Origin of the sequence: Actinomadura sp. CNU-125 (assembly GCF_001942465.1) — a bacterium.
Lineage (GTDB): Bacteria > Actinomycetota > Actinomycetes > Streptosporangiales > Streptosporangiaceae > Spirillospora.
The window spans coordinates 1-21,791 of record NZ_MKJY01000050.1 but is presented as its reverse complement, the minus strand read 5'-3'; the positions used below and the strand labels follow the sequence as shown (position 1 = coordinate 21,791).

At 69.6% G+C, this 21,791-nt stretch carries 25 protein-coding genes and 2 pseudogenes; 16 read left to right on the top strand and 11 right to left on the bottom strand.

Annotation, left to right across the window (positions count from 1 at the left end; all coding sequences use genetic code 11):
* Positions 1-207: 207 nt before the first annotated feature.
* The 4 genes from BJF79_RS07475 (at position 208) to BJF79_RS58805 (ending at position 2,632) form a co-directional block, all read left to right on the top strand.
* Complete coding sequence (locus tag BJF79_RS07475; RefSeq protein WP_075895730.1) at positions 208-588, top strand: ArsR/SmtB family transcription factor; 381 nt, start codon at positions 208-210, stop codon at positions 586-588.
* A gap of 91 nt (positions 589-679) precedes the next feature.
* Positions 680-1,537, top strand: coding sequence for a ClpX C4-type zinc finger protein (locus BJF79_RS07470; protein ID WP_075895728.1), 858 nt, complete (start codon positions 680-682; stop codon positions 1,535-1,537).
* Between the two features lie 139 nt (positions 1,538-1,676).
* Positions 1,677-2,150, top strand: coding sequence for a site-specific integrase (locus BJF79_RS58810; protein WP_075895726.1), 474 nt, complete (start codon positions 1,677-1,679; stop codon positions 2,148-2,150).
* Positions 2,048-2,632: a site-specific integrase gene (locus tag BJF79_RS58805; RefSeq protein ID WP_262401663.1), complete on the top strand. Its 585-nt coding sequence runs from the start codon at positions 2,048-2,050 to the stop codon at positions 2,630-2,632. The genes BJF79_RS58810 and BJF79_RS58805 overlap by 103 nt, the downstream gene beginning before the upstream one ends.
* 126 nt (positions 2,633-2,758) lie before the next feature.
* Here BJF79_RS58805 and BJF79_RS07455 read toward each other — a convergent pair whose 3' ends face one another.
* Positions 2,759-3,580, bottom strand: a complete 822-nt coding sequence (locus BJF79_RS07455; RefSeq protein ID WP_158079112.1) for a helix-turn-helix transcriptional regulator — start codon at positions 3,578-3,580, stop codon at positions 2,759-2,761.
* A gap of 318 nt (positions 3,581-3,898) precedes the next feature.
* Between BJF79_RS07455 and BJF79_RS07450 the strand changes: the two genes are divergently transcribed.
* Positions 3,899-4,891: a cytochrome c oxidase assembly protein gene (locus BJF79_RS07450; RefSeq protein WP_143219761.1), complete on the top strand. Its 993-nt coding sequence runs from the start codon at positions 3,899-3,901 to the stop codon at positions 4,889-4,891.
* Here the strand turns inward: BJF79_RS07450 and BJF79_RS07445 are convergent.
* From BJF79_RS07445 to BJF79_RS07430, 4 genes are read right to left on the bottom strand one after another with little or no spacing between them, the layout of a single operon-like run.
* Positions 4,883-5,215 carry a DUF3703 domain-containing protein gene (locus BJF79_RS07445; RefSeq protein WP_075895722.1) on the bottom strand — a complete coding sequence of 111 codons (333 nt, stop codon included), beginning with the start codon at positions 5,213-5,215 and terminating at the stop codon, positions 4,883-4,885. The genes BJF79_RS07450 and BJF79_RS07445 overlap by 9 nt on opposite strands.
* A 53-nt stretch (positions 5,216-5,268) precedes the next feature.
* Positions 5,269-6,555 carry a flavin monoamine oxidase family protein gene (locus BJF79_RS07440; protein ID WP_075895720.1) on the bottom strand — a complete coding sequence of 429 codons (1,287 nt, stop codon included), beginning with the start codon at positions 6,553-6,555 and terminating at the stop codon, positions 5,269-5,271.
* Positions 6,552-7,328, bottom strand: coding sequence for a cation transporter (locus BJF79_RS07435; RefSeq protein WP_187356969.1), 777 nt, complete (start codon positions 7,326-7,328; stop codon positions 6,552-6,554). The genes BJF79_RS07440 and BJF79_RS07435 overlap by 4 nt, the downstream gene beginning before the upstream one ends.
* Positions 7,328-7,696 carry an ArsR/SmtB family transcription factor gene (locus tag BJF79_RS07430; RefSeq protein ID WP_262401662.1) on the bottom strand — a complete coding sequence of 123 codons (369 nt, stop codon included), beginning with the start codon at positions 7,694-7,696 and terminating at the stop codon, positions 7,328-7,330. Before BJF79_RS07430 ends, BJF79_RS07435 begins: the two co-directional genes overlap by 1 nt.
* A gap of 410 nt (positions 7,697-8,106) precedes the next feature.
* Between BJF79_RS07430 and BJF79_RS07425 the strand changes: the two genes are divergently transcribed.
* The 5 genes and pseudogenes from BJF79_RS07425 to BJF79_RS07405 all read left to right on the top strand — a co-directional run bounded on the left by BJF79_RS07425 (position 8,107) and on the right by BJF79_RS07405 (position 11,614).
* Complete coding sequence (locus BJF79_RS07425; RefSeq protein WP_075895714.1) at positions 8,107-8,775, top strand: DsbA family protein; 669 nt, start codon at positions 8,107-8,109, stop codon at positions 8,773-8,775.
* 41 nt (positions 8,776-8,816) lie between these two features.
* Entirely contained in the window at positions 8,817-9,425 is a 609-nt protein-coding gene (locus BJF79_RS07420) for a vitamin K epoxide reductase family protein (protein ID WP_075895712.1), read from the top strand.
* Between the two features lie 39 nt (positions 9,426-9,464).
* A pseudogene (locus tag BJF79_RS07415) lies at positions 9,465-10,215 on the top strand (cytochrome c biogenesis CcdA family protein).
* Positions 10,216-10,313: 98 nt separating this feature from the next.
* Positions 10,314-10,682, top strand: coding sequence for a BlaI/MecI/CopY family transcriptional regulator (locus BJF79_RS07410; RefSeq protein ID WP_075895710.1), 369 nt, complete (start codon positions 10,314-10,316; stop codon positions 10,680-10,682).
* Positions 10,679-11,614: a M56 family metallopeptidase gene (locus BJF79_RS07405; protein ID WP_083733232.1), complete on the top strand. Its 936-nt coding sequence runs from the start codon at positions 10,679-10,681 to the stop codon at positions 11,612-11,614. The genes BJF79_RS07410 and BJF79_RS07405 overlap by 4 nt, the downstream gene beginning before the upstream one ends.
* 56 nt (positions 11,615-11,670) lie before the next feature.
* On the opposite strand, the gene BJF79_RS07400 is transcribed toward BJF79_RS07405, so the two are convergent.
* Both BJF79_RS07400 and BJF79_RS07395 read right to left on the bottom strand, forming a co-directional pair.
* A complete protein-coding gene (locus BJF79_RS07400; protein WP_262401661.1) occupies positions 11,671-12,567 on the bottom strand; it encodes a coiled-coil domain-containing protein in 897 nt (298 codons plus the stop codon).
* A 317-nt stretch (positions 12,568-12,884) separates the two neighbouring features.
* The gene (locus BJF79_RS07395; protein WP_075895706.1) at positions 12,885-13,505 is read right to left on the bottom strand and encodes a TetR/AcrR family transcriptional regulator; all 621 of its coding nucleotides are present in this window, start codon (positions 13,503-13,505) and stop codon (positions 12,885-12,887) included.
* A 98-nt stretch (positions 13,506-13,603) separates the two neighbouring features.
* Between BJF79_RS07395 and BJF79_RS07390 the strand changes: the two genes are divergently transcribed.
* From BJF79_RS07390 to BJF79_RS07370, 5 genes are all read left to right on the top strand, one after another.
* A complete protein-coding gene (locus BJF79_RS07390; RefSeq protein ID WP_075895704.1) occupies positions 13,604-14,086 on the top strand; it encodes an HXXEE domain-containing protein in 483 nt (160 codons plus the stop codon).
* Positions 14,087-14,230: 144 nt separating this feature from the next.
* Positions 14,231-14,974: a ZIP family metal transporter gene (locus tag BJF79_RS07385; RefSeq protein ID WP_075895702.1), complete on the top strand. Its 744-nt coding sequence runs from the start codon at positions 14,231-14,233 to the stop codon at positions 14,972-14,974.
* Between the two features lie 136 nt (positions 14,975-15,110).
* On the top strand, positions 15,111-15,494 hold the full coding sequence (locus BJF79_RS07380) for a metalloregulator ArsR/SmtB family transcription factor (protein ID WP_316043296.1): 384 nt from the start codon (positions 15,111-15,113) through the stop codon (positions 15,492-15,494).
* Positions 15,494-16,456, top strand: a complete 963-nt coding sequence (locus BJF79_RS07375; protein WP_262401660.1) for a cation diffusion facilitator family transporter — start codon at positions 15,494-15,496, stop codon at positions 16,454-16,456. Before BJF79_RS07380 ends, BJF79_RS07375 begins: the two co-directional genes overlap by 1 nt.
* 39 nt (positions 16,457-16,495) lie before the next feature.
* Complete coding sequence (locus tag BJF79_RS07370; protein WP_075895698.1) at positions 16,496-16,714, top strand: hypothetical protein; 219 nt, start codon at positions 16,496-16,498, stop codon at positions 16,712-16,714.
* A 21-nt stretch (positions 16,715-16,735) separates the two neighbouring features.
* On the opposite strand, the gene BJF79_RS07365 is transcribed toward BJF79_RS07370, so the two are convergent.
* From BJF79_RS07365 to BJF79_RS07355, 3 genes are all read right to left on the bottom strand, one after another.
* Positions 16,736-18,019: an MFS transporter gene (locus BJF79_RS07365; protein ID WP_075895696.1), complete on the bottom strand. Its 1,284-nt coding sequence runs from the start codon at positions 18,017-18,019 to the stop codon at positions 16,736-16,738.
* Positions 18,016-19,149 carry a PLP-dependent cysteine synthase family protein gene (locus tag BJF79_RS07360; protein WP_316043295.1) on the bottom strand — a complete coding sequence of 378 codons (1,134 nt, stop codon included), beginning with the start codon at positions 19,147-19,149 and terminating at the stop codon, positions 18,016-18,018. Before BJF79_RS07360 ends, BJF79_RS07365 begins: the two co-directional genes overlap by 4 nt.
* Before the next feature lie 142 nt (positions 19,150-19,291).
* Positions 19,292-19,750 (bottom strand): hypothetical protein, encoded by a 459-nt coding sequence (locus tag BJF79_RS07355; RefSeq protein ID WP_143219760.1) that lies wholly within the window; start codon positions 19,748-19,750, stop codon positions 19,292-19,294.
* 493 nt (positions 19,751-20,243) lie between these two features.
* On the opposite strand from BJF79_RS07355, the pseudogene BJF79_RS07350 reads away from it, so the two are divergent.
* A pseudogene (locus BJF79_RS07350) lies at positions 20,244-21,062 on the top strand (Tn3 family transposase); the annotation flags it as partial.
* Between the two features lie 72 nt (positions 21,063-21,134).
* Here BJF79_RS07350 and BJF79_RS07345 read toward each other — a convergent pair.
* Positions 21,135-21,653, bottom strand: coding sequence for a DUF1440 domain-containing protein (locus tag BJF79_RS07345; protein ID WP_075895690.1), 519 nt, complete (start codon positions 21,651-21,653; stop codon positions 21,135-21,137).
* Positions 21,654-21,791: the final 138 nt, after the last annotated feature.

Sequence of the window (21,791 nt, the reverse complement as noted above, 5' to 3'; positions counted from 1 at the left end):
GTCCTTGCGCCGCGCGGCGATCGCCGCGGCGAACGCCCCGCCGCCCGAGCCGATGACCGCCAGGTCGTATCCGCTGCTCGCTGCGTTCACCGCAGCACCTCCTCGCATCAGGGGCCACAACCACCCGCGACCTATGCGCTTAACCGAATAGCTCACTGGCACCTATATTATGCGGGTAGGCGAATAGTTCACGTTGTGGAGGCCCGCATGCCCGACCGCCCCCCTGCCCTCGAATGGCCCGCCCGTGATGCGACGGAGGTGCCGTGCGCCCACCTGGACACGGTGGCGAAGTTCTTCCGCGCCCTGGCCGACCCCACCCGGCTGAAGCTGCTGGAGTACATCCTCGGCGGCGAGCGCACCTCCGCCGACTGCGTCGCGCACGCCGGTATCTCGCAGCCGCGGGTGTCGGTGCACCTGTCCTGCCTGGTCGACTGCGGCTACGTCACCGCCCGCCGCGACGGCAGGAGACTGCGTTACTCCGTCGGCGATCCGCGCGTGGCCGACCTGATCGTCCTGGCCCGCTCGCTGGCCGCCGACAACGCCTCCGCCCTGACCTGCTGCACCCGCATCCCCGACAGCCAGGACTGAACCACGGCGAACCAGTTCGACAAGCCAGCATTGTCGATTCGAAATCGACAATCTAGGATTGTCGCATGGGCGAGGTGAACTCCACGATCTGGTGACGGCCGTGCAGCAGCGGGCCGACAGCGATGACCCGCTGGAGTTGCTGGCGGCCGCGGTCGCCACCGCCGCCGAGGCCAGCACCGCGGCCGACGCGCTGATCGAGCACTACGTGGGGGCGGCCCGGGCGGCGGGCGTGTCCTGGACGCTGATCGGGGAACGGCTCGGCGTCTCCAAGCAGGCCGCACGGCAGAAGTTCGCCGACCGGCTCCAGGTCGACGACCAGATCGCCGACGCCGCCGAGAACCTGGCCATGGTCCCGAGGCTGCAGGCCTGCCTCCAGGTCGCCCACGCCGCAGCCGACGCCGACGGCAGCGCGGCCGGCACCCACCACCTGCTGCTCGGCCTGCTGCACGGCGGGGTGTCGGCCGGCGTCCTGGACCGGCTCGGCGTCACCCGCGGCAAGGTCCGCGAGGCGGCCGCCCGCCTGCTCGAACCCGCGACGATCGCCACAGGCGACGGAACCGAACGCCGGGTCGTCGGCGACGGCGAAGCCGAACAGGCCATCACCGCAGCACGCCGATTGGCTGCCCGCCGCGGCCACACCCAGCTCCGCTGCGAGCACCTGCTGTTCAGCCTGGCCACCGACCCGGGATCGGCCGCCCGCCGCGTCCTGGACGACCTCGGCACCGACATCCCCCGGCTCAACAAAGACCTCCAGGAATGGGTGGCGCCCGTCCAGCGCCGGCACCGCCGCATCGGCAAGAGCAAGAGCACGGGCCGGTCCTGCTCCTTCTGCGGCTGCACCGACCTCGGCCCCCTGGTCGCCGGACCCGGCGTGTGGATCTGCGGCAACTGCGCCCAGACTGCCATCGACATCCTGCGCGCCGAACCCCGCGGAGCACGCACCGGCTGACCCCCGGTGTGACACAGAATCTGCATTACCTGTCACACTGGCCCGCGTGGGGCCGCGTCCGCCCAGCTCGCCGTGCGCCGCGGCGGGGCCGACTCGGCCACGTTATGTGTCACATCGGCCCGCGCCCGGGAGGTCGCCCGTGTCCGTCGTCGCGTTTCCCGGCCGGTCCGGAACGGCTGCGGGCGGGTGCACCGTCGCGGCCGCGGTCGGGCGGTACCTGGACTCGATCCCGGCCGCCACCACCCGCGCCAGCTACGACGACACCCTCGCCCGGCTGATCGACGTCGCCGGCGGCGCGGCTCCGGTCGCCGACCTGGCGCCGGAGGACTACGCCGCGGTGATGGACCGGTGGAACGGCGCGGCGGCCGCCACCTGGAACCGGCACCTGTCGGCGCTGACCTCCTTCACCGCCTGGGCGCAGCGGCAGGAACTCCTAGAGACCAATCCGGCGCGGCGGCTGGAGCGCCGCAAGAGCGCCCGGCGCGGTGACCGCGCGTCCCGCGCGCCCGGTTGGACAAGCTGTTCGGCGACGACGCGCACGGGCTGCGCGAGCGGGTGCTGTGGCGGCTGCTGTACGAGACCGCCGCCCGCGCCGAGGAGATCCTCTCGCTGAACGTCGAGGACCTGGACCCCGAGTTCCGGCGGGCCCGGGTGGTGTCCAAGGGCGGCGCGATCGAGTACGTGCACTGGGCCACCGGCACCGCCCGGTTGCTGCCGCGTCTGCTGCGGGGCCGCACGGCCGGGCCGGTGTTCCTGGCCGACCGCCGCGCCCCGACCTCCGGGCGCCGCGCGCCAGCGGCCGCCGACGTCTGCCCGGTCACCGGGCGCGGCCGGCTGTCGTATCCGCGCGCGGAGTACCTGTTCAAGACCGCCACCCGCGGACTGGATCCGCACGGCCGCGGCTGGACGCTGCACCAGCTGCGCCACTCGGCGCTGCAGCATCTGGCGGCCGCCGGGCGCACCGCTGCCGAGCTGCAGGCCAAGTCCCGCCACCAGCACCTGGCCAGCCTGGGCACCTACGTCCGGCTCGGCGAGCAGACCTCCGCGCGTGTCACCGCAGACACCGACCCCGCCGCTCGCCGACACCCCCGCTGACCGTCGGCCTCAGCCACCCTGTCGCTACTGGTAGTTCCGATCCTCCTCGCGGGGCCCTACCGCTAATTCCTGCACTCAGCCTCCCCACGGGCCCTGTCCGCGGCAGCCTGCGCCATCCCGAGGTCGCTATAACGCCGCGGATGCCGGTCCAGTCCGAGGTGGCGGCGCGTCGAGTTCGGCTCCATGCGCGCGCAGGTCGATGAAGCGCCCCACTGAGGTTGGCCGTGCCCAAGACTGATCGACCGTGATGGCGGCCGCGTCGGATGGTCGGATGCCGAAGACGGAGGAGCAGACAAGGGTGAAGTGGGATGAGTCGGAAAAGCCTGCGCTTCTTGCGGCATCGGTTAGGGGCTTGCCCTGCCGGAGAAGCGTGATGCCATGTTCCAGACGCGCCCACCGGCGCCAGACCGAATAAGGCAATCCGTACTCTTCCAGGAACAGCCTCTCCAGTACGCGCGGCGGGTAGCCGACATGCTCGGAGATGCCTTGTAGAGTCATCGGGCCGTTGACCAGGTTGGGGAGCGCCTCCATCACTTCGGTGAGTGCCGGGTGGGCGTCCCGTCGTGCGGGTAGGTCCAAGATCGCCCGGGCGGAGGTCAGCTCGGCGCACGATGAACGAGATGGCACGTTCGTGGCATCGGGCTGCGGGTCAATGGGAGCTGCGCTTTGCACCCATGTCCGGACGTCGGCTCGATCGGCCGGGGAACGCGCCGTCCGGGCTCGTGCGGCGGTGCCCAGTCGGCTCGCGGGGTCCAGGTAGGCCGTCACTCCGAATGTGGGCTGGGTGGCGTGTACGGCGTGCGCCACTCCGCTCGGGATGATCGCGGCGTCGGCGGGTTGTTCGGAGCCGGCGGCGTCCTGCAGCACGAGCCGTCCCGATCCGACGATCAGGATCTGGATGGCGGTATGGGAGTGGAGCGCTGCCGAATCGATGGCGCCGGCGAACAAAAGGAGTCCGGGTTCGAGGAACGCACCGGCTGAGCTCGGCTGCGACCGTGCCCACGTTCGATCCATGACCGGACCGCCTCCCGTGTTGTGCCGCCTCGGAGGAGGAAGCCGCCTCTCAATCTTCTACGCAATATAGAAGTTTAGGCGCGCGGCGAGATGGGGTGCTCGCGAGGGAGTCGACGCCCATGCCCCTCGACGTCACCTGCACCCGTATCATCTTCTACGTAACGTAGAAGATCAATGGCAGGTGTGGGGCGAAGCCGTTGCAGGCGTGCAGCTTCGAGTCCCGCTCCGGTTGCGGACGTTGGGAGAGTGTTGATGGACGGCCACGGCATGGACCACGGGATGTCCGGGCCGATGTGGGCGCCGACGGATCCGCCCTCCGTGCAGGGACTGCTGGCCTGGCATCCGCAGCCGTATGCGATCTTTCCGATCTTGTGTGCTGTGTTCGCGGTCCTGTACGCGGTCGGCGTTGTTCGGTTGAGGCGGCGCGGTGTGCGCTGGCCCGTCGGCCGGACGGTGAGCTGGTTGGTGGGGCTGGTGTTGGTGCTGTGGGTGACGGCTACCGGCATCGAGGGTTACGGGATGCTGATGTTCAGTGTCCATATGTTCCAGCACATGATCCTGGCCATGTTGGCGCCGGTGTTCTTGCTGATGGGGGCGCCGATCACGTTGATGCTGCGGGCGTTGCCGAATGGCAACGGAGTTCGTGGAGGGCCGCGCCGGCTGGTGGTGTGGCTGTTGCACAGCCGTGTGATGAAGGTGCTGGCGCATCCGATGTTTACCTTGCCGGTGTTCCTCTTCAGCCTCTACGGGATCTACTACACGCCGCTGTTCGATGCTCTGATGAGCTCGGTGTGGGGTCACTACTTCATGCTGGTGCACTTCATCGTCACCGGGCTCGTCTACTTCGGTCCGATTCTGCGGGTGGATCCGTGGCCGGGCCCCGAGAGCCATGTGCTGCGGTTGCTGCTGTTGATGGCGGCTCTGCCGTTCCATGCCTTCTTCGCCATCGAGGTCATGATGACGAAGGCTTCGATCGTGGAGTTCTACGCGACTCCGCCGCCGTCATGGGATCTGGACGTCGTCGGTGATCAGTTGTGGGGTGGGGGCATCACCTGGTTCTTCGGCGATGTCCCCACCCTGGTGATCACGCTCGCGCTCGCCGTGTCATGGTGGCGTGCCGAGGATCGGCTCGCTCGCCGCAAGGATCGTCAGGCCCAGCGCGACGGTGACGCCGAACTCAACGCCTACAACGCCTATCTGCAGCGTTTGGCGACCCTCGGCTCTGCGGGCGATCGATCACGGTGACAGGAGGGCGGCCAGGTCCTCGGGGACAGGCATGGGCTGGGTGAGCCGGACATCGGCGCGTCCGGTGTTGCCTTCGGGATAGCGTCCGATGGCCGAGCCGGGGGCGGCGACGATGATTCTCACGACCTGCCCGAGGGCTTCGCGGCGATCGCGCTGGGCGATGGCGAGGGCGAACATGGCGATGTGGTTGCGGGTGTGGGGCCAGGGCCAGGGTTGGGACAGGATGTGCGCCCGTTCCAGGTGGTGCCAGCGCGAGGCGGGGTCACCGGAGTGCCGGGCGGCGTTCATCTCGCTGCGGTAGGCGGCTCGCACGGGGGCGGGCATGGGGCGGCCGATCAAGGTTCCTCCAAGGGCGGGAAGGGCAGTGAGCTGCCGGGTCATCGAGGGAGAAGCAGGTCACGGACATGGCGGCCCGCTGCGCGGCCCGACTCCAGAGCGCCTTCGATGGAGTTGGGCCACGTGGAGCGTTCTGCGGCGGCGAAGGCCAGGCGGCCGTGGGGGCGGCGCAGCGCGGGACCATGACGGGTGAGCCGGCCGGGTGCGAAGGTGATGTAACTGCCGCCGCTGAGAGGATCGCCGCTCCAGTCGTGGACCGCCCATGCGCGCACCGCCTGATCGGAGACGCCGAAGACGCCGAGGAGATCGTCCAGCAGGCGGTGGTGCTCGTGGCCGGGTTCGGTGGTGATGCCGGAGAGCACCCGCCCGGCGCGCCACACGATCCCCAGTGGTGAGCCGCCGACGGCGGCGCGAACGCGACAGCCCCGGTCGGATTCGAGCAGGACGCTGATCTTGGTGGCTTTCCCGAACGTCAGGTCGTCCATCGCCGCGGTGAGCGGCCCGGGCAGAGACGGAGTGATCGGAATACGGCGCAGGACGGGCAATGGCAGTGCGAGCACCGCCGCCTTGGTCCGCAAGGAGCCCGTGGTGGTGATCAGCCGGACGTAGCCGCCGCCACGCGAGAGGGCACCGTGGGTCTCGACCGAGGTCACAGCGGTCTCGTACATGATGGGAGCGGTGATGGCGTCGGCGAAGCGGGTGGGCAGCGCGTCGGCACCCGCCGGGATCTGGGATCCGGTTCCGCTGGCCAGCGCCGCGGCGAGCCCTCCGGCACGGCCGATCCACCAGGTGCTGTGCAATGCCGACAGGTCTTGCACTCCGGTCGTGGCGAATCCGGCGATCAACGCGCTGAGCAGTTCGGTGGCTTGGAGACCGCCGCCGATGCGCTGCAGGTGTTGAGCGGTCGAGGTCGCGTCCATCTGCTCGGCGCCGGGACTCGCCCAAGGACGGGCGGGGTCCAGCGCCATGGCGTCGCGGCGCAGGCGTGCCAAGGCGCGCACGGCGGCGGGGATTTCTGCCATGGGCACAGGCGGCACCCGGCCTGCCCGTGTCCGCCCGCCGGTGCGCCACAGGATCGGCCCGCTGCGCGGCATGGGCCGCAGGGACAGCCCGAGGCGGCTGACCAGCGCCCGAGAGCGCACGTGCGGACGACCGATGAACTCGCCGCCGACCTGCAATCCGTTGTCCGCGCGGATCCGCCCGCCGGGGCGGTCTCGGGCTTCGATCACCATGGTGTCGATTCCGGCGCACACCAGGGCGTCGGCGGCGGCGAGCCCGGCCATGCCCGCCCCCACGACCACGACATCGACGTCCAGCCGGTGACTCATGGCGCGGGGTCCTCGGACGGTGCCGAGCCATTGGAGAGGGGTGTGCCCGGGTTGGGCGTGCAGCATGTGCAGCCTGGCTCGCAGGTCCGGCAGGTTTCCGGAGTGCTGTGCCGCGGGGACGTCATCGCGGTCGGCGGCGGCACGGCGCAGCAGGCGTCGCCGCGCCATGCCTCGCGTCCTTCCTTGACTGCGACGGCAGCGATGACCAGCGCGGCGATCGGGTCGGCCCAAGCCCATCCGAAAAGGCTGTTGACCGCGAGCCCGACCAGGAGGACGGCCGACAGGTAGGTGCACAGCAGCGTTTGCTTGGAGTCGGCGACCGCGCTGGCGGAGCCGAGTTCGCGGCCGGCGCGGCGCTGGGCGTACGACAGGCCGGGCATGATCGCCAGGCTCAGGGCGGCCAGCACCAGGCCGGCGGTGGAGTGCTCGGCGTCGCCGCCGCCCAGCAGCGCGAGCACCGAGTCGGTGGAAACGTAGGCGGCCAGCGCGAAGAACGACACCGCGATGATCCGCAGCGCCCGCTGTTCCCGCCGCTCGACGACGCTCGGATCGCGTGCGGAGAACTGCCACGCGACCGCGGCGGCCGAAGCGACCTCGATCACCGAATCGAGCCCGAACGCGACCAGCGCACCCGATGACGCCATCGTCCCGGCGCCGATCGCGACGACGGCCTCGACCACGTTGTAGGTGATGGTGGCGGCCACCAGCCACCGCACCCGCCGCGCCAGCGCCGCCCGCCGATGGAGCGAGGGGCCCAGTGTCAACGCCGTCATCACCGCACCTCCGCCTTCGGCTCGTCCTGCCCACGCCGTGCGGTGTCCGTGCCGTAAGTCGGGCAGAGCGCGACGGCACGGTCGGTCGCGGCCAGCAAATGCTCGGCCGAGCGCAGGAGGTCCAGCAACTCGGGAGTCGCGATGAAGTAGAAGGACTGGCGGCCCTCGGCTCGGTAGTCGATGAGCTTGCAGCCGCGCAGGCAGGACAGGTGCTTGGACACGGTCGACTGCGCGAGCCCCAACTCGCGGGTCAGGTCCACCACCCGCGCCTCCCCGCGCGAGAGCCGCTGCACGATCGAGAGACGAACAGGATCGGCCAGCGAGTGGAACAGCGCCGCCGCCGGAGCAAGCCCATCCAACGATGTCATTCCACAATTAGAATCAATCGCCATATCTGGATGCTAACCCCCGGAGGTGATCGGTCGCCACTCCCGATGCTCTTCCTCGGCATCGGAACATGATTCGGTCAGGTGCCGGTCTCCTCACCCTCGGGCTGTGGCGGGTGTCGGCGTTCGCGAGCCACTTCGGCCGCGTCCGCGCGGCGCATTGCCACGACCGCCCAGACGATTCCGCCGGGGATCAACGCGGTGAGTAGGAACGCAATCAGACTGTTCACAGCTCGGCTTCCTTTCGGGCGGGGAGTCGACGCGGCTCGAAGGCGGTGGGGCGGCGCGTCGATCCGTCATCTACTACGCTGTGTAGAAGTTATCGCGGCCCTCGAGTCGGGGCGCACCGTGCTGCCCCTTTCCTGCCGCCACCTCTCCGCATTGGTGGGTCCATGACGAAGAACGCCAAGATCTCCCTGACGCTGGCCGCGGTGGCCGTGGTCGTGGTCGCCGCGCTGCTGGCGACCACGGGCTCGGGAAGCCCCGATGGCGCGGGCCGTTCGGCGGCGTCGCCGCAGGAGGTTTCGCCGGAGTTGCTGGTGCGTTCCGACAGTCACCGGTTGTCGACGGCAGCCGACGGCAAGGTGACGGTCGTGGAGTTCCTGGACCTGGAGTGCGAGGCGTGCCGGGCCGCATTCCCGGTCGTGGAGCGCCTGCGCGAGGAGTACGCCGGACGGGTGACGTTCGTCATGCGCTATTTCCCGGTGCCCAGTCACCGCAACGCCGAACTCGCAGCGCAGGCCGTGGAGGCTGCGGCGGCCCAGGGGAAGTTGGAGCCGATGTATCGCAAGATGTACCAGACCCAGGCGGGGTGGGGTGACCAGCAGGTCTCGCACGAGAAGACATTCCTCGATTTCGCCCGTGACCTGGAGTTGGACATGGACACCTTCGAGCAGGCGTGGAAGGACCCCGCGACCATCGCGCGCGTCCGCAAGGATCGTGAGGACGGCCTGGCTCTCGGGGTGCGGGGAACGCCGACGTTCTTCGTCAACAACCGGCACGTGCAGGTCGGTTCCTACGAGGAGTTCAAGGCGATCATCGACGCCGAACTCGCCCGATGACAGGCGGAGCGGACGTTGCGCCCGCCCCCGCCCGAGCGGACATGACGTCCCGGGCACGCCCCCACGTGACCGACCGGCTGGTGGCCGCCGTCCTCACCGTGGGAGGCGCCATCGGGCTGCTGGCGGCGTTCGCCTTGGCGGTGGAGAAGGTCGCCCTTCTCCAAGATCCCTCACATGTACCGACGTGCAGTATCAACCCGATCCTGAGTTGCGGATCGGTCATGTCCGCTCCCCAGGCCGAGGTGCTGGGGTTCCCCAACCCCTTCCTGGGCATCGTCGGATTCACCGTGGTCCTAGTCGTCGGCGTGGTGATGTGGACAGCCGCGCCCCTACCGCGCTGGTTCTGGCTGGGTCTGCAGACGGGAACCGTCCTGGGCACGGCGTTCGTGCACTGGCTCATCGTGCAGAGCCTCTACCGCATCAACGCCCTATGCCCTTACTGCATGGCGGTCTGGGCGGTCGTGATCCCCGTCTTCTGGTACACCACCGTCTACTGCCTCACTCGGGGCCACCTGCCCGCGCCACCGGCCGTCCGACGCGTGGCCGAGGCGGCGGCGCGCTACCACGCGGTGATCGCCACCGGCTGGTACTTGCTGATCGCCGGGCTCGTCCTCCAACGGTTCTGGCCGTACTGGACCAGCCTCGTGTGAAGCCTCGGCCTGCCACGCCGCTCGGGAAGGAACTCTTCAATGCCCTTGGCAACCGACATCAGCACGACCGTGTGGAGCGGCTCACTGATGATCGCCATGCCCATCGCCCTTTTCGCCGGACTGGTGTCGTTCTTCTCCCCGTGCGTCCTGCCGCTGGTGCCCGGTTACCTGTCCTACGTCACCGGAACCAGCGGCGCCGATCTCGCGACCCCGCCGGGGACGCGTCCTGGTCGGGACGCTGCTGTTCCTGCTGGGGTTCACCGCCGTGTTCGTCTCTTTCGGTGCGGCGTTCGGCTACGCGGGCAAGACGCTCCTGACCTATCAAGAGACCCTGACCCGTGTCTTCGGTGTGCTGACCATCGTGCTCGGCTTGTCGTTCATGGGAGCGCTGCCCCGCCTGAACCGGGAATGGAGACTGCACAAGCGTCCGGCGGCCGGCCACGTCGGCGCCCCGCTGCTCGGTGTCGTGTTCGGTCTCGGCTGGACACCGTGCATCGGACCGACACTGGCAACCGTCCAGGCCCTGTCGTTCAACGAGGCCAGCGCGGCCCGCGGGGCGGTGCTCACCGTCGCCTACTGCATGGGATTGGGCGTGCCGTTCCTGATGGCGGGGTTGGCGTTCCGCAAGACGCTGGGTGTCTTCGCCTGGGTGAAGCGGCATTACGCTTGGGTGATGCGTGCCGGAGGCATCATGATGATCAGCCTCGGGGGCCTGATGGTCGTCGGTGTTTGGGACCGTATCCTCCGTCAGGTCCAGGCTTGGACGGCCGACTACACCTTGGGCGTCTGACCCGCCGGTGACGGCCGTCCCGGGCCCGGCTGGGTGAGACGTCCGGCGTGCAGGCGGTAGGTAGGGTTCGGTGATGGTTGTGGCGGAACGGTGATCACATGCGCTTGGGCGAACTGGAACGCGCGGTGATGAATGAGCTGTGGACGCGGCCGCAGGGCGCCCGGGCCAGCGACCTGGCGGCGGCACTCGCGTCCGGACCGGCGCACACCACCGTTTTGACCATCTTGGAGAGGCTGGCGCGCAAGGGCCTGGTCCGCCGGGAACGCGAGGGCAGAGCCCATCGTTACTACGCTCTTCGGAGCAAGGACGAGCACGTCGCCGGTCTCATGAGCGAGGCGTTCGCCGACGCCACGGACCGGCAATCGGCGTTGACTCATTTCCTGGACTCGGTCAGCCCCGGTGATGTCGAAGTGCTTCGCCAGATTCTGGACGGCTCCGGGGAGGACGGCCGGGAGCAGACGCGGTGATCTCCCAGCCGCTGCCGGTGACCGCCTGCCTGCTGGCCTTGGCCGCGGTGCTGGCGGGGCCGGTGCCCATGCTGCTGGACCGGTCCGGCTGGCCGGACCGCAGCCCCCGCGCCGCGCTGGCGCTGTGGCAGGCCGTCGTCCACACCGCCGGGTTCGCAGTCGTCGGCGCGTTCCTGGTCCTGGCGGCCGGTCCGCTGGGCACGTCCTACCGGCACGGCATGCACATCTTCCTCACGCAGGTCATCGCCGGCGAACCCCTGCACGGCCTGGGAGCAGGTCAGCTGGCGGCCCTCGTCTGGGCGTTGACGGTCACGGCTTGGCTCGTCGCGCTCTTGGCCCGTACCGCGTTGCAGAACGCCATCGCGCGCAACCGTCACCGCGGGAAAGTCGACCTGCTCGCCGAGCGGCCCACTCGCCACCACGGCGTTCACCTCCTGGAGCATCCCGCCGCGATCGCCTACTGCCTCCCTGGACGGCGTTCCCGGGTCGTCATCAGCTCCGGTCTTGTAGAACTGCTGGACACCGGTGAACTGGCCGCCGTCCTGGATCATGAGCGAGCCCATGCGCGGGGCCGCCATCACCTGCTGTTGCTTCCTCTGCACGCACTGGCCCGCGCGGTGCCGTGGCTGCCGGTCGCGCGGCTGGCACGGGACAACAGCGCACGGCTGGTGGAAATGCTCGCCGACGATCATGCCCGCCATCGGCACGGCGGCCACGTCCTCGCACGTGCGCTGCTGATGGTGGCGGCCCACCGAACCGGCCGTCCGCCCGCGTGCGCGCTCGGCATCGGCGAGCACGCCGTCATCGCCCGGGTCCGGCGCCTGACCGAACCGGCGGCACCGGTGCCGCGTTGGCAGCGCCTGCTCGCCTACCTCGGCTCCGCCGCCCTGCTCGCCTGCCCGGCGGCCGTCCTCGTCCCCTGCCTGAGCTGACGACGAGAACGCGGCCCGGTCGGCTTTCAACGAACGAGGACCACGTCGGCGCCTGGTCAGAACACCGAAATGTGGTTGTGGTCCATGTGGTTCTGCGTGACGCTCCCGCGATCGGACATCGTCCTCCAGCCGGGGCTGCGCACGTCGTAGATCCGCTGCCGCCAGATCACGTACTTGATACCCAGCCGGTCGGCGTTCTCGACCGCATAGGCCGCCACCCGGTCACCGTGCGCCTGACGTTCGGCCGAGGGCATCTGACCGGCGCTGCTTTCCATGAAATCGCATGCCCGCCCGCTGCCATGGTCCTGGGGATCGCCCGGACGGGTACAGCCGATCGTCACGAACGGCCCGAGCTCGGCCTCGATCTCGTTCCGCACTTTGATCATTCGTGCCGTCATCCCACCGCTCCCGACCAGGGGCGACTGCGGCTTGTACTTCTTCAGCAGCGCCTTGACCCGCGCCCGCTCCTTGGCGAGCTCGGCGACCTCCCGCTCGAGCTCGGTGATCTTCGCCTCGGCGTCCCGGCCGACCTCCCGCTGCCGGTCCACCAACGTCTGCGTCCGCCGCACCCGGGCCGCCTGATTGGCGGACAGGTGGGTCGCCAGCGCCGCCGTCGCGAGCAGATCACCCGGCTCATCGCTGACGACCAACTCCATGGTGGGGTCCGCACTGGCGCCCATGTACCGAGAAGCCGCAAGCCGCGAGATCAAGGCCCGCCCCTCGGACAGTTCGGACCGCAGGCCCCGCAACTTCTTCACCGCGTCGGCGGCCTGTGATCGCGTGTCCCGCAACTTCTCCAAACGACCGCCATAGTCTTGTTCCAGCTCCTTCATCTTCGTGGTCAGCTGTTCGACCTTCGCCGAAGGGCCCGGCGCTGCCGTCGACGCCGAGGCCGGCCGCACCGCCGATGCCCCCACCAGCAAAGCCGTGGCCAATGCCAGCCCGGCCGGCACCGGTCCGTTACCCCGGTGCATCCCTCGTCGATAGCGTTTGCGGGAGTGACCGGTGAGCCCAGCTCCGACCGTCCGCCGTCGCTCCGTGTCCATCAAGCCTCCTCGCATGCGGTTCCCACGCCATCCCGAGGGCCGGTGCCACCGCCGTCCATTCCGGCACGCCCGCCGTAACTTTCTACAGATCGTAGAAGAACTTTCGGGAGGAGGCGCCCACTTCGTTCGGCGGCGGCCGGTGACGCCCGTCGTGCGGGTGCGGGCGGCGGGGCAGGGATCCCTCCGCCGACGCGAACATGCCGGGGCGACCGTACACGCCGCCGTCAGTTCTGGCGGCGGGACGTCGCATAAGCGGTCACGATGGCGACGATCTCGGCGGTCAGCTCCTCGAGATCCACCTGCGGACGGCCGATGAGCCGGTGCGTCAGCGACTCGACGATCGCGACAACGAACCGTGCCGTGCACGCGGGATCGGCGAGGTCCAGGCCGGGTTCGGCGTCCAGCAGGTTCCGCACCGCGAGCACCGCCTCGGCCTCCGCCCGGTGGAAGCGCTCCACCAGTTCCGGCGGCCGGGGCGCCTGGTCGAGCAGCACCTGATGCAACCGCGGGTCGGCGGCGTGGGCGCCGACCACCGTGCGGACGAGGTCGGGCACCCAGCGGTCCAGCGGGCGGGGCTCCGCCAGCGTTTCGCGGACGGTCCGCGCGGCCCGCTCCAGATGCTCCTCGGTCAGCGCGAGCAGGATCGCGTCCTTGTTCGGGAAGTACTGGTACAGCGAGCCGATCGACACACCGGCCCGTGCGGCGACCCGGTCGGTGGTGGCCGAGGCGTACCCGTACTCGGCGAAAACCTGAGCCGCCGCGGCGAGGACGCGTCCGCGCGTCCGCCAGGCGCGCTGCTGGCGGGGCGTTTTCCTGGGCTGATGGGCCGGGCGAGCCGCCGGCATCGGGCACCTCCGGATGCGGAGTACACAAAAGCGAGGAATTCCTCATATTCTAGTGCCCTCAACACACGCCCTGGGGTATATCGATGACGACGCGCTCCATGCCCGTTCCGGACTCCCGGCGCCCCGCGCCGGCTCTGCGCACCCTCCCGTTCCTGCTCCCCTACGTGGTCTACGTCCTGCACACGCTGGAGGAGCTGCCCGGCTTCGCGGCCTGGACGAGCGAGCACTTCGGGCCCGAGACCACGGGCACGTTCGCGGCCTACCACATCCCGCTGATGCTGCTCGTCCTGGCGTGCTCGTGGCGGGCGATGGCCGCCCGCCGCAACGGCGCCTGGGTGGTGCTGGTGACCGCCTTCCAATGGCAGTTCGCCGTGAACGCCCTGTTCCACGTGATCGGCTGGATCATCCTCGGCGACTACTCGCCCGGCGCCGTGACCGGGGCGGTCGTCTCCGTCCCCGCCGCGATCTACTACTTCTGGTGGCTCCGCGACCAGGCCCGCGCCACCACCCGCGAGATCGTCCTGGCGCTCGGCATCGGCACGATCATCGCCGGTCTGGCCATCGGCTTCCTGTTCCTGTGACCCGAGCGCCGTGCCGGACGGCGCCGCCGACTTCAGCGACTCGCCCGTGGCCGCTCGTCCCAGTGGCCGTAGCCGGCCGCCCCTCAACGGCCTTCCTCTCAGGCGGCTCAGGGTGGAATCCGGTCTGCCGGGTAGCGGCGGGATGTGGACGAGTTGGTGATCGTGGCGGGACTGGCGGCGCTGCCGGCGGCGGCCAACTTCGCCGGTGGACTGATCGCCGAGGTGCGGCCGGTATCGGACCGCTCCCTGGGTTTCGCGCTGCACGCCGCGGCCGGGATTGTCATCGCGGTCGTCGGCCTGGAGATTATGCCCCGCGCGCTCGAGGCGTCGGCCGCATGGGTTCCAATGCTCGCCTTCGTTGCCGGGGCCGGGCTATTCCTCGGCCTGGACAGGCTGGCGGACCACCTGGAGGCGCGGACCGCCTCCTCCGGTCGCAACGGTGACGGCGGCGCTCCGTGGGCGATCTATGGTGGGGTCGCGCTGGATCTGTTCAGCGACGGAATCCTCATCGGTACCGGTGCGGTGATCAATCCTTCGCTCGGCGTCCTGCTGGCGCTGGGGCAGGCGCCCGCGGACCTGCCCGAGGGGTTCGCGGCGGCGGCCGCGCTGCGCGGCGCCAACGTGCCTCGGCGGAGGAGGCTGGCGGCCGGGTCCGGGTTCGCGATCCCCATTCTGGCCGGTGCCGTGGCGGGGTATCTGGCACTGCGCGAGGCCCCGCAGACGGTCACGTTGTCCGTGCTGGCCTTCACGGGAGGCGCATTGCTCAGCGTGGTCGTCGAAGAAATGGTCCAGCAGGCTCACGAGGCCAACGATTCCCGCTGGGACAGCCTGTTCCTGGTCGCCGGGTTCACGGTGTTCGCCGCAGTTTCCACCTACCTCCCCGCATGAGACACCTCCGGCCCTCCCTCATCGGCTCCGCCGACGGCCGGTGGCGTCGTTGGCCTCCGCGGGACTTCCCTGGGGTTGACAGAGCGACTCCAAGCCGACGATCCTTGCTCATATGAACAGTTCTACAGATGAACTGGTGGCTGTGGTCGACGGGTGCGCGGTGCGGGTGGTGGACGCGCCGCGCGTCGCTTCGGTATGCGCGCGGATGCCCGTTGAGCAGGATCTCGCCGACACCGCCGAGGTGTTCGCGCTGCTGGGCGATCCGCGTCGGCTGCGGCTGCTGGTGGCCCTGCTGGACGGGGAGTTGTGCGTGTGCGACCTGGCGGCGGTCAGCGGGATGAGCGAGTCTGCGGCATCGCATGCGCTGCGGCTGTTGCGGGCGCATCGGGTGGTGACCGTGCGCAGGTCCGGCCGGATGGCCTACTACAAGCTGGCGGACGCCCACGTCAGGATGCTGTTGGACCTGGCGGTCGCGCACATCGAGCACACCGAGGCCGTCCACCCCGAACGGGAGCTGTGATGGGCGTCGGGCACGGGCACGGGCATGGGCACGGCATCGAGCAGCCTGCCGAGCATGCCGGAGGACGGCATCGCTGGCGGCTGGGCGTGGCGTTCGCCCTCATCGGCTCGTTCTTCGTCGTCGAGCTGGTGTACGGGCTGTTGTCGCAGTCGCTGGCGCTGCTGTCGGACGCCGGCCACATGGCCGCCGACGTGGTGACGCTGGCCGCGGCACTGGTCGCCACCAAGATCGCGACCCGCCCGGATGCCACCGGCCGGCGCACCTACGGGTCCTATCGTGCGGAGGTGTTCGCCTCCGGCTTCGCCGTACTGGTGATGCTGGGCACGGCCGTCTACATCACCATCGAGGCATTGTCCCGGATCGGAGCCGACGCCGAGGTCTCCACCGGCCCCATGCTGGTCGTCGGTGCGCTGGGCCTCGCGGTGAACATCGCCGCGCTGGTGCTGCTGCGCGCCGGAGCCAGCGAGAGCCTCAATGTCAAGGGCGCCTACCTGGAAGTGCTCGCCGACACCGCCGGATCGGTCGGAGTGATCGCGGCCGGGATCCTGGTCGCCGCCACCGGCCAGGTGCTCTTCGACACCGTGGTCGCCCTCGCCATCGCCGTGTTCGTGGTCGTCCGCGCCATCGCCCTGGGACGCCAGGTGCTGGCGGTGCTCGGGCAGCACGCGCCCGCCGGCCTCGACGTGGACACCGTGGCGGGCGAGCTGGCCGCCATCGACGGCGTCCAGGACGTGCACGACCTCCATATGTGGACGCTGACCTCCGGCATGCACGTGGCGACCGCGCACCTGGTGACCACCGACCAGAGGGAGCGCACGCCGTCCTCGACCGTGCCCGCGAACTGCTGCGCGATCGCCACGCCATCGCGCACGCCACCTTGCAGGTCGAACCCGCCGATCACAAGGGCTGCGACGAAGTCGGCTGGTGACCCTCACGTGCACCACCGGAGGACCGATACTTAGAGCTTCCGTGGTCGACCCACAGCTGAGGGCGGGACGCGCATGTTCCTGACGTACTCCTCCATCTTCCTGAGGTACTCCTTTACCGGACTGGTCACCGGCCTCGCCCTCGGTGCCCTCGGTGCCTTTGCATTGACTTTTGGGTCTGAGGCCTGCGATTCCATCATCGGGACCGCTGTGATGGGCGCGGTCGTCGGATGGTTCATCGGCAGTTGCGCCGGCATCGTCGGCATGGCCCGCTACTGGCTGCGCGACTGCTGAACCGGCCGCGGCGAGCGGATGTCACGTGCGTACGTGCTCGCGCGGGGATTCGGGGATCGGTGTCAGGTGGCCGGCGCGTGCCAAGGCCCGGATCGCGAGGGCGCAGGCGATGCCCACGACCGCGAGCGTCCACCACGGCAGGCTCGGCGCGCCGGTGTCACGTCCGGCATCGAGCGCGAAGCCGGTGAGCGTGTTCCCGGCCACGATGCCGATCCCGGCCACCGTGTTGTAGAGGCCGTAGTAGGTGCCGACCATGGCGCTGCCGCCCAGGGTCGCGATAGTGGCCATCTCGAAGGGATAGGTGACCATTGTGGCCAGGGTGAGCACGGCGGTGCTCAGCAGGACCGGTGAGATCGCCACGGTGTAGCCGAGCGGCCCGGCCGGTTGCGCTTGTGCCGGGATGGCGATGGCGGCCAGGCCCATCGGGACGAACGAGAACCCCATCAGCGTCAGCCCGCGGACGAGGGCCTGGGCTGGCGTCCAGCGTGCCTTGGCCCACGAGGCGATGCGGACCTGTCCGGTCACGGCGAGGGCCCCGGACACCACGAACAGCAGTGTGACGCCGAGTTCGCCGCCGGTCAGGCGGCGAACCTCGATCGGCAGCCCGAGGTAGACCTGGAAGTTCAGGACGTAGGAGCCAGCCATGGCGAGTGTGAAGAGAACGAAGGCGCGGTTGGACAGGGCCGTGCGCCAATCCTTGACCACCGAGTCGGCGGCACCGGCGCGGCTGCCGCGGCGGGCTGGCAACGCCTTGGCCTGGGCCACGGCCAGCACCGCGAACAGGCCGGCGGCCACCAGGCAGGTGAGCTGGAACGCGATGCCGCCCAGCAGCAGGCCGATGAGCGGCCCGACCAGGATCCCCAGCTGGTAGAAGACGTTGAAGGCCGCGAAGGCCTCGACCTTGCGGTCGCCGGCCTCCTGCGCCAGGTAGGCGCGCACCGCAGGGTTGAAAAGGGCTCCGGCGAGTCCGGTGAGCGCCGAGGCCACGATGAGCACGGGCAGCGCGTCGGCGATCCCCAGGAGGGCGAACCCGACCGTGCGCAACCCGAGACCGGCCAGGATCATCGGTTTGTAGCCGAGCCGGTCGGCGAGGCTCCCGCCGACCAGGAACATGCCCTGCTGGCTGAGGTTGCGCACGCCCAGCGTCAGGCCGACCAGCCAGGCGGCCAGCCCCAGGTCGGTGGAGAGGTGATCGGCCAGGTACGGCATGAGCATGTAGAAGCCCAGATTGATGGTGAACTGGTTGACCATCAGCAACCGCACCGGGCCGTCGAAGGAACGCACCTGCGTCAGCGTCGACTTCATCGGGCCACCTCGGTTCGGGCTTCGCTGGGGATGGTCACGTCCGTGCAGCGCGTCCATCGGACAACCTCGCGCTCCTCCGGATGCGCGATCTCCTCGGGCCTCTCGGCTGGGACGACGTCGAGCAGATCGTGCTCGCAGCAGTAGGCGTCATCGAAGACGGTTCCGAAATAGCGCTGCGGCCCGTCGGGGAAGACGGCCGCGATTCGGAGATGCTCCGCCTCCGTCCGAGCGAGCCAGGACGCGACCATGGCGACGGCCCCGACGCTCCACCCGCCGGTCGCATACCTCGCGCGCGCCAGCGCACGGCAAGCCCATACGGCCTCACCCGGGGCGACCCAATGCACCTCATCGAACGCGTCATAGTCCACGTTGCGGGGATAGATGCTGCTGCCCAGCCCGCGCATGAGCCGCGGCGCGGCGGGCTGACCGAAGATGGTCGATCCGACCGTGTCGACTCCGACCAGGCGCATCTCCGGATACATCGCCCGCAAGACGCGCGAGACGCCCGCGCTGTGGCCTCCGGTGCCGACGCTGCAGACCAGCACGTCGACACGGCCGAGCTGCCCGGCGAGTTCGAGCGCCATCCCTGCGTAGGCGGCCACGTTGTCGGGATTGTGGTACTGATCCGGGCAGTACGCATCCGGCTGGCGTTCGCGCAGCTCGCGAACCCGTCGGCGGCGGGCCTCCTGCCAGCCGCCGGTCGGGTGCGGGGCAGTGACGACGTCCACCCGAGCGCCATGGGCGCGCAGCAGATTGATCATCAGCGGCTCCATCCCCGGGTCCGTCACCAGCGTCGCCGGGTGCCCGTAGGAGATGCCCGCGAGCAGCAGACCAAGGCCGAGCGTGCCGCTGGTGGACTCGATGATCGGGCTGCCCGGTGCCAGGTCCCCGCGCTCCCGGGCGCGCGCGATCATGTGGAGGGCGGGCCGGTCCTTGATGCCGCCCGGGTTGGCGCCTTCGATCTTGGCCCAGAAACCTTTTCCCGTCCGCCCGAACAGGTCGGGAACCCACAGGACCGGGGTGTTGCCCACCAGCCGCGCGGGCGACTGGCAGGTGTCGCCGCCGACCAGCCGGCCCGCGGTGACGAGGGTGTTCATCGACTCCTGATCACGCAGCTCGATGGCGTCCAACGTTTCTCTCCTGAAGACATGGCTCGTGGCATGGATAGCGGTGAGAAACGGTCATGGCCGGCCCGCTCCCCGACGGAGCCGGAGAGCGAAGTAGCACGGGCAGCGAGCCCGGACGATCAACGCCGACGCATGACCGGACCGATCACAGCCGAGCCAGGCAGAGCACGTTCAGAAGCCGGATACCGCTCAGCGGCCGACAGCGCCCACGTCGTCGGCGCAGTGCGTCCAACGCGTAGAGAAGATGGAGCCGGCAAAAGGCCCCTGATGACGAGCCCCACAACAGCAGGATCGTGAAGAGCAGCAGAGCCAAGCGGGAGAAGTCAGGCGAGAGCGTGATCGAATGCTCACAATCGCCATGCGGCGCGTGCGGAAGATGATCCGCTGCCGCATCCTGGTGCACGGTCCCCGCCGGACCGTGGATGTGCGAAGCCGAGGCCGATGGCGACGCGGTGGTGGCGCCGTCCAGGTGGGCCGATCTTTCGCCGTGCAGGCTGGGCAGGCAGAGAATGAAGTACAGCGACGACACCGCGATCAGAAAGACGGACAGGCCATGCTTCGCGGCGCGGCCGCCTCGCAGCCCCTGACCTATCGTCGTCCACACGTAACTAAGTGTAGTCATTTTCCTGGTGTCCGGGCGCAACAACGCACGCAAGTGACAGGACACAAGAGGTGCGACCACTCGAGATGTGCACCAGCGCGGCGAGCGTTCGGTGGCCGAGGCCACCCTTGGTGAAGAGCACGCGGCCAAAGTCGAACATCACCACGAGCGAGGACAGATCGGCATCCCCAGCGCGATGTGGTCGCCCCCGGTCGGAGCAGCCCGGCCGCCATCACCTCGGCGGCGGGTGTCCAGCGCTGCATCGGGCCGCTCTTGGCACGTGGCCCTCGAGGATTGGCGCATGGCCGTTAGTTCCATCTGCACCAAGGTCATTTGCACAGGACCCACGCCCGGTGATGGTCCTCCGCTGAGCCGCCTCATCGAACCCGAGCTGAGCCTTCAGGTTCGCCGCGGTCCTTGACAGGGTGACTCGCTCCAGCATCGAGCCGCCGCCTGGGCAAGAATTGCGCAAGCTCGGAATACCGGCCCTCCACCAGTAAACGACCAGGTGATGGGCATCGGCGGCCTGGTGGTGCCCGGCACGTTGCGGGACTCGCTGTTCATCCTGGACGCCATCCACACCATCGACGGCGGCCCGCGGCCCGAGACGGTGGTGACCGACACCGCGTCCTACTCCGACATCGTGTTCGGGCTGTTCGCGATCTGCGGCTACCAGTTCTCCCCGCGCATCGCCGACCTTTCCGACACCCGGCTGTGGCGCACCAACACCCGCGCCACCTACGGGCCTTTGGATCACATGTCCCGGCACACCGTCCGCCTGGACCGCATCCGGGCGCACTGGGACGACATGCTGCGCGTCGCCGGCTCGCTCACCACCGGCCAGGTCCGCGCCTACGACCTGATCCGGATGCTGTCGCGCGACGGCCGCCCCACCGGGCTGGGGGATGCGTTCGCCCACTATGGCCGCATCTTCAAGACCCTGCACCTGCTGCAGTTCATCTCCGACGACGGCTACCGCCGCATGATCGGCACCCAGCTCAACACCCAGGAAGCCCGCCACCGCCTCGCCCGCCGGATCGCCTTCGGCAACCGCGGCCAGCTGCGCCAGCGCTACCGCGAGGGCATGGAGGACCAGCTCGGCGCCCTCGGCCTGGCCCTCAACGCGGTGGTGTGGTGGAACACCCTCTACCTGGACGCCGCCGTCAAGCAGATCCGCGCCGACGGCATGTGCGCACGGCTTTCACCGATCGCCTACGAGCACATCAACTTCCTCGGACGGTACGCCTTCACTCGCGCCGACCCCGCCGCCGGGCTCCGTCCCTTCCACGATCCCTCTGAAGAAGGTCCCGCCTAAAACAGGCGGCGACGCGGGCGCCTTGCGGTTGAAGACGCCGTCTGCGTCCGGTGTCTGCGGCCGGTGTCTGGGTCAGCGCGCGGGGCGGCGGCCCAGGATCGTCCAGGCGGTTTCGGTGACGGCGGCGACGGCGAGGCCGAAGGCCAGGTGGGCGGCGAAGCCGCGCAGGTGGGTCACGGCCGGGTAGGCGCGGTTGGGGGCGGAGAAGCCTGCGAGCGGGGTGATGCCCTCGTCCACGATCATCGACATCGCGGCCCCGGCGGTCAGGCCGGCCGCCACCGGGTTGAGGCCGGTGGTGCGGCGCAGCAGCGTGTACACCGAGGCCCAGCTGATGGCGAGCCCGTAGTGGAAGGCCGTCCCGGACCGTTCCCGCGTTGTGCCTTTCAGGTGGATGCCGAGCAGGCCGAGGGTCTTGTCGGCGGCGATCTGGGAGGGGGAGCCGGGCCGGGCGTCGTCCTCGCGTCCGCGGGCCGTGTCGGATTGGAGCTGGTAGAGCTTCATGCTCACCGGCTCCATCACCTTCGTTGCCGCGTATCCGGCGACCGGGGCGATGGCGGCGTCGGTGAGCAGATCAGCGGTGGTGGTGTTCATGGCGATCTCCTTCCTGTCGGCCGCCCTCGGGGGGTGGCCGCTGGCCGGCCACCCCTGGGGTTCAGCAGCAGCCGGACGGGGTGCCGGTGAGGATCTGCTGGATGAGCGGCTGTTGGATGGCGTAGGCGTCGGCGACGG

Excerpts from the sequence above, each read along its gene's own strand:
- BJF79_RS07435 (WP_187356969.1), bottom strand. The coding sequence starts at position 7,328 with ATGACGGCGTTGACACTGGGCCCCTCGCTCCATCGGCGGGCGGCGCTG.
- BJF79_RS07475 (WP_075895730.1), top strand. The coding sequence starts at position 208 with ATGCCCGACCGCCCCCCTGCCCTCGAATGGCCCGCCCGTGATGCGACG.
- BJF79_RS07375 (WP_262401660.1), top strand. The coding sequence starts at position 15,494 with ATGGGCGTCGGGCACGGGCACGGGCATGGGCACGGCATCGAGCAGCCT.
- BJF79_RS07440 (WP_075895720.1), bottom strand. The coding sequence starts at position 6,555 with ATGAGTCACCGGCTGGACGTCGATGTCGTGGTCGTGGGGGCGGGCATG.
- BJF79_RS07445 (WP_075895722.1), bottom strand. The coding sequence starts at position 5,215 with ATGCCCGCCCCCGTGCGAGCCGCCTACCGCAGCGAGATGAACGCCGCC.
- BJF79_RS07410 (WP_075895710.1), top strand. The coding sequence starts at position 10,314 with ATGCGCTTGGGCGAACTGGAACGCGCGGTGATGAATGAGCTGTGGACG.
- BJF79_RS07425 (WP_075895714.1), top strand. The coding sequence starts at position 8,107 with ATGACGAAGAACGCCAAGATCTCCCTGACGCTGGCCGCGGTGGCCGTG.
- BJF79_RS07365 (WP_075895696.1), bottom strand. The coding sequence starts at position 18,019 with ATGAAGTCGACGCTGACGCAGGTGCGTTCCTTCGACGGCCCGGTGCGG.
- BJF79_RS07450 (WP_143219761.1), top strand. The coding sequence starts at position 3,899 with ATGGACGGCCACGGCATGGACCACGGGATGTCCGGGCCGATGTGGGCG.
- BJF79_RS07390 (WP_075895704.1), top strand. The coding sequence starts at position 13,604 with ATGCCCGTTCCGGACTCCCGGCGCCCCGCGCCGGCTCTGCGCACCCTC.
- BJF79_RS07430 (WP_262401662.1), bottom strand. The coding sequence starts at position 7,696 with ATGACATCGTTGGATGGGCTTGCTCCGGCGGCGGCGCTGTTCCACTCG.
- BJF79_RS07420 (WP_075895712.1), top strand. The coding sequence starts at position 8,817 with ATGACGTCCCGGGCACGCCCCCACGTGACCGACCGGCTGGTGGCCGCC.
- BJF79_RS07345 (WP_075895690.1), bottom strand. The coding sequence starts at position 21,653 with ATGAACACCACCACCGCTGATCTGCTCACCGACGCCGCCATCGCCCCG.
- BJF79_RS07395 (WP_075895706.1), bottom strand. The coding sequence starts at position 13,505 with ATGCCGGCGGCTCGCCCGGCCCATCAGCCCAGGAAAACGCCCCGCCAG.
- BJF79_RS07370 (WP_075895698.1), top strand. The coding sequence starts at position 16,496 with ATGTTCCTGACGTACTCCTCCATCTTCCTGAGGTACTCCTTTACCGGA.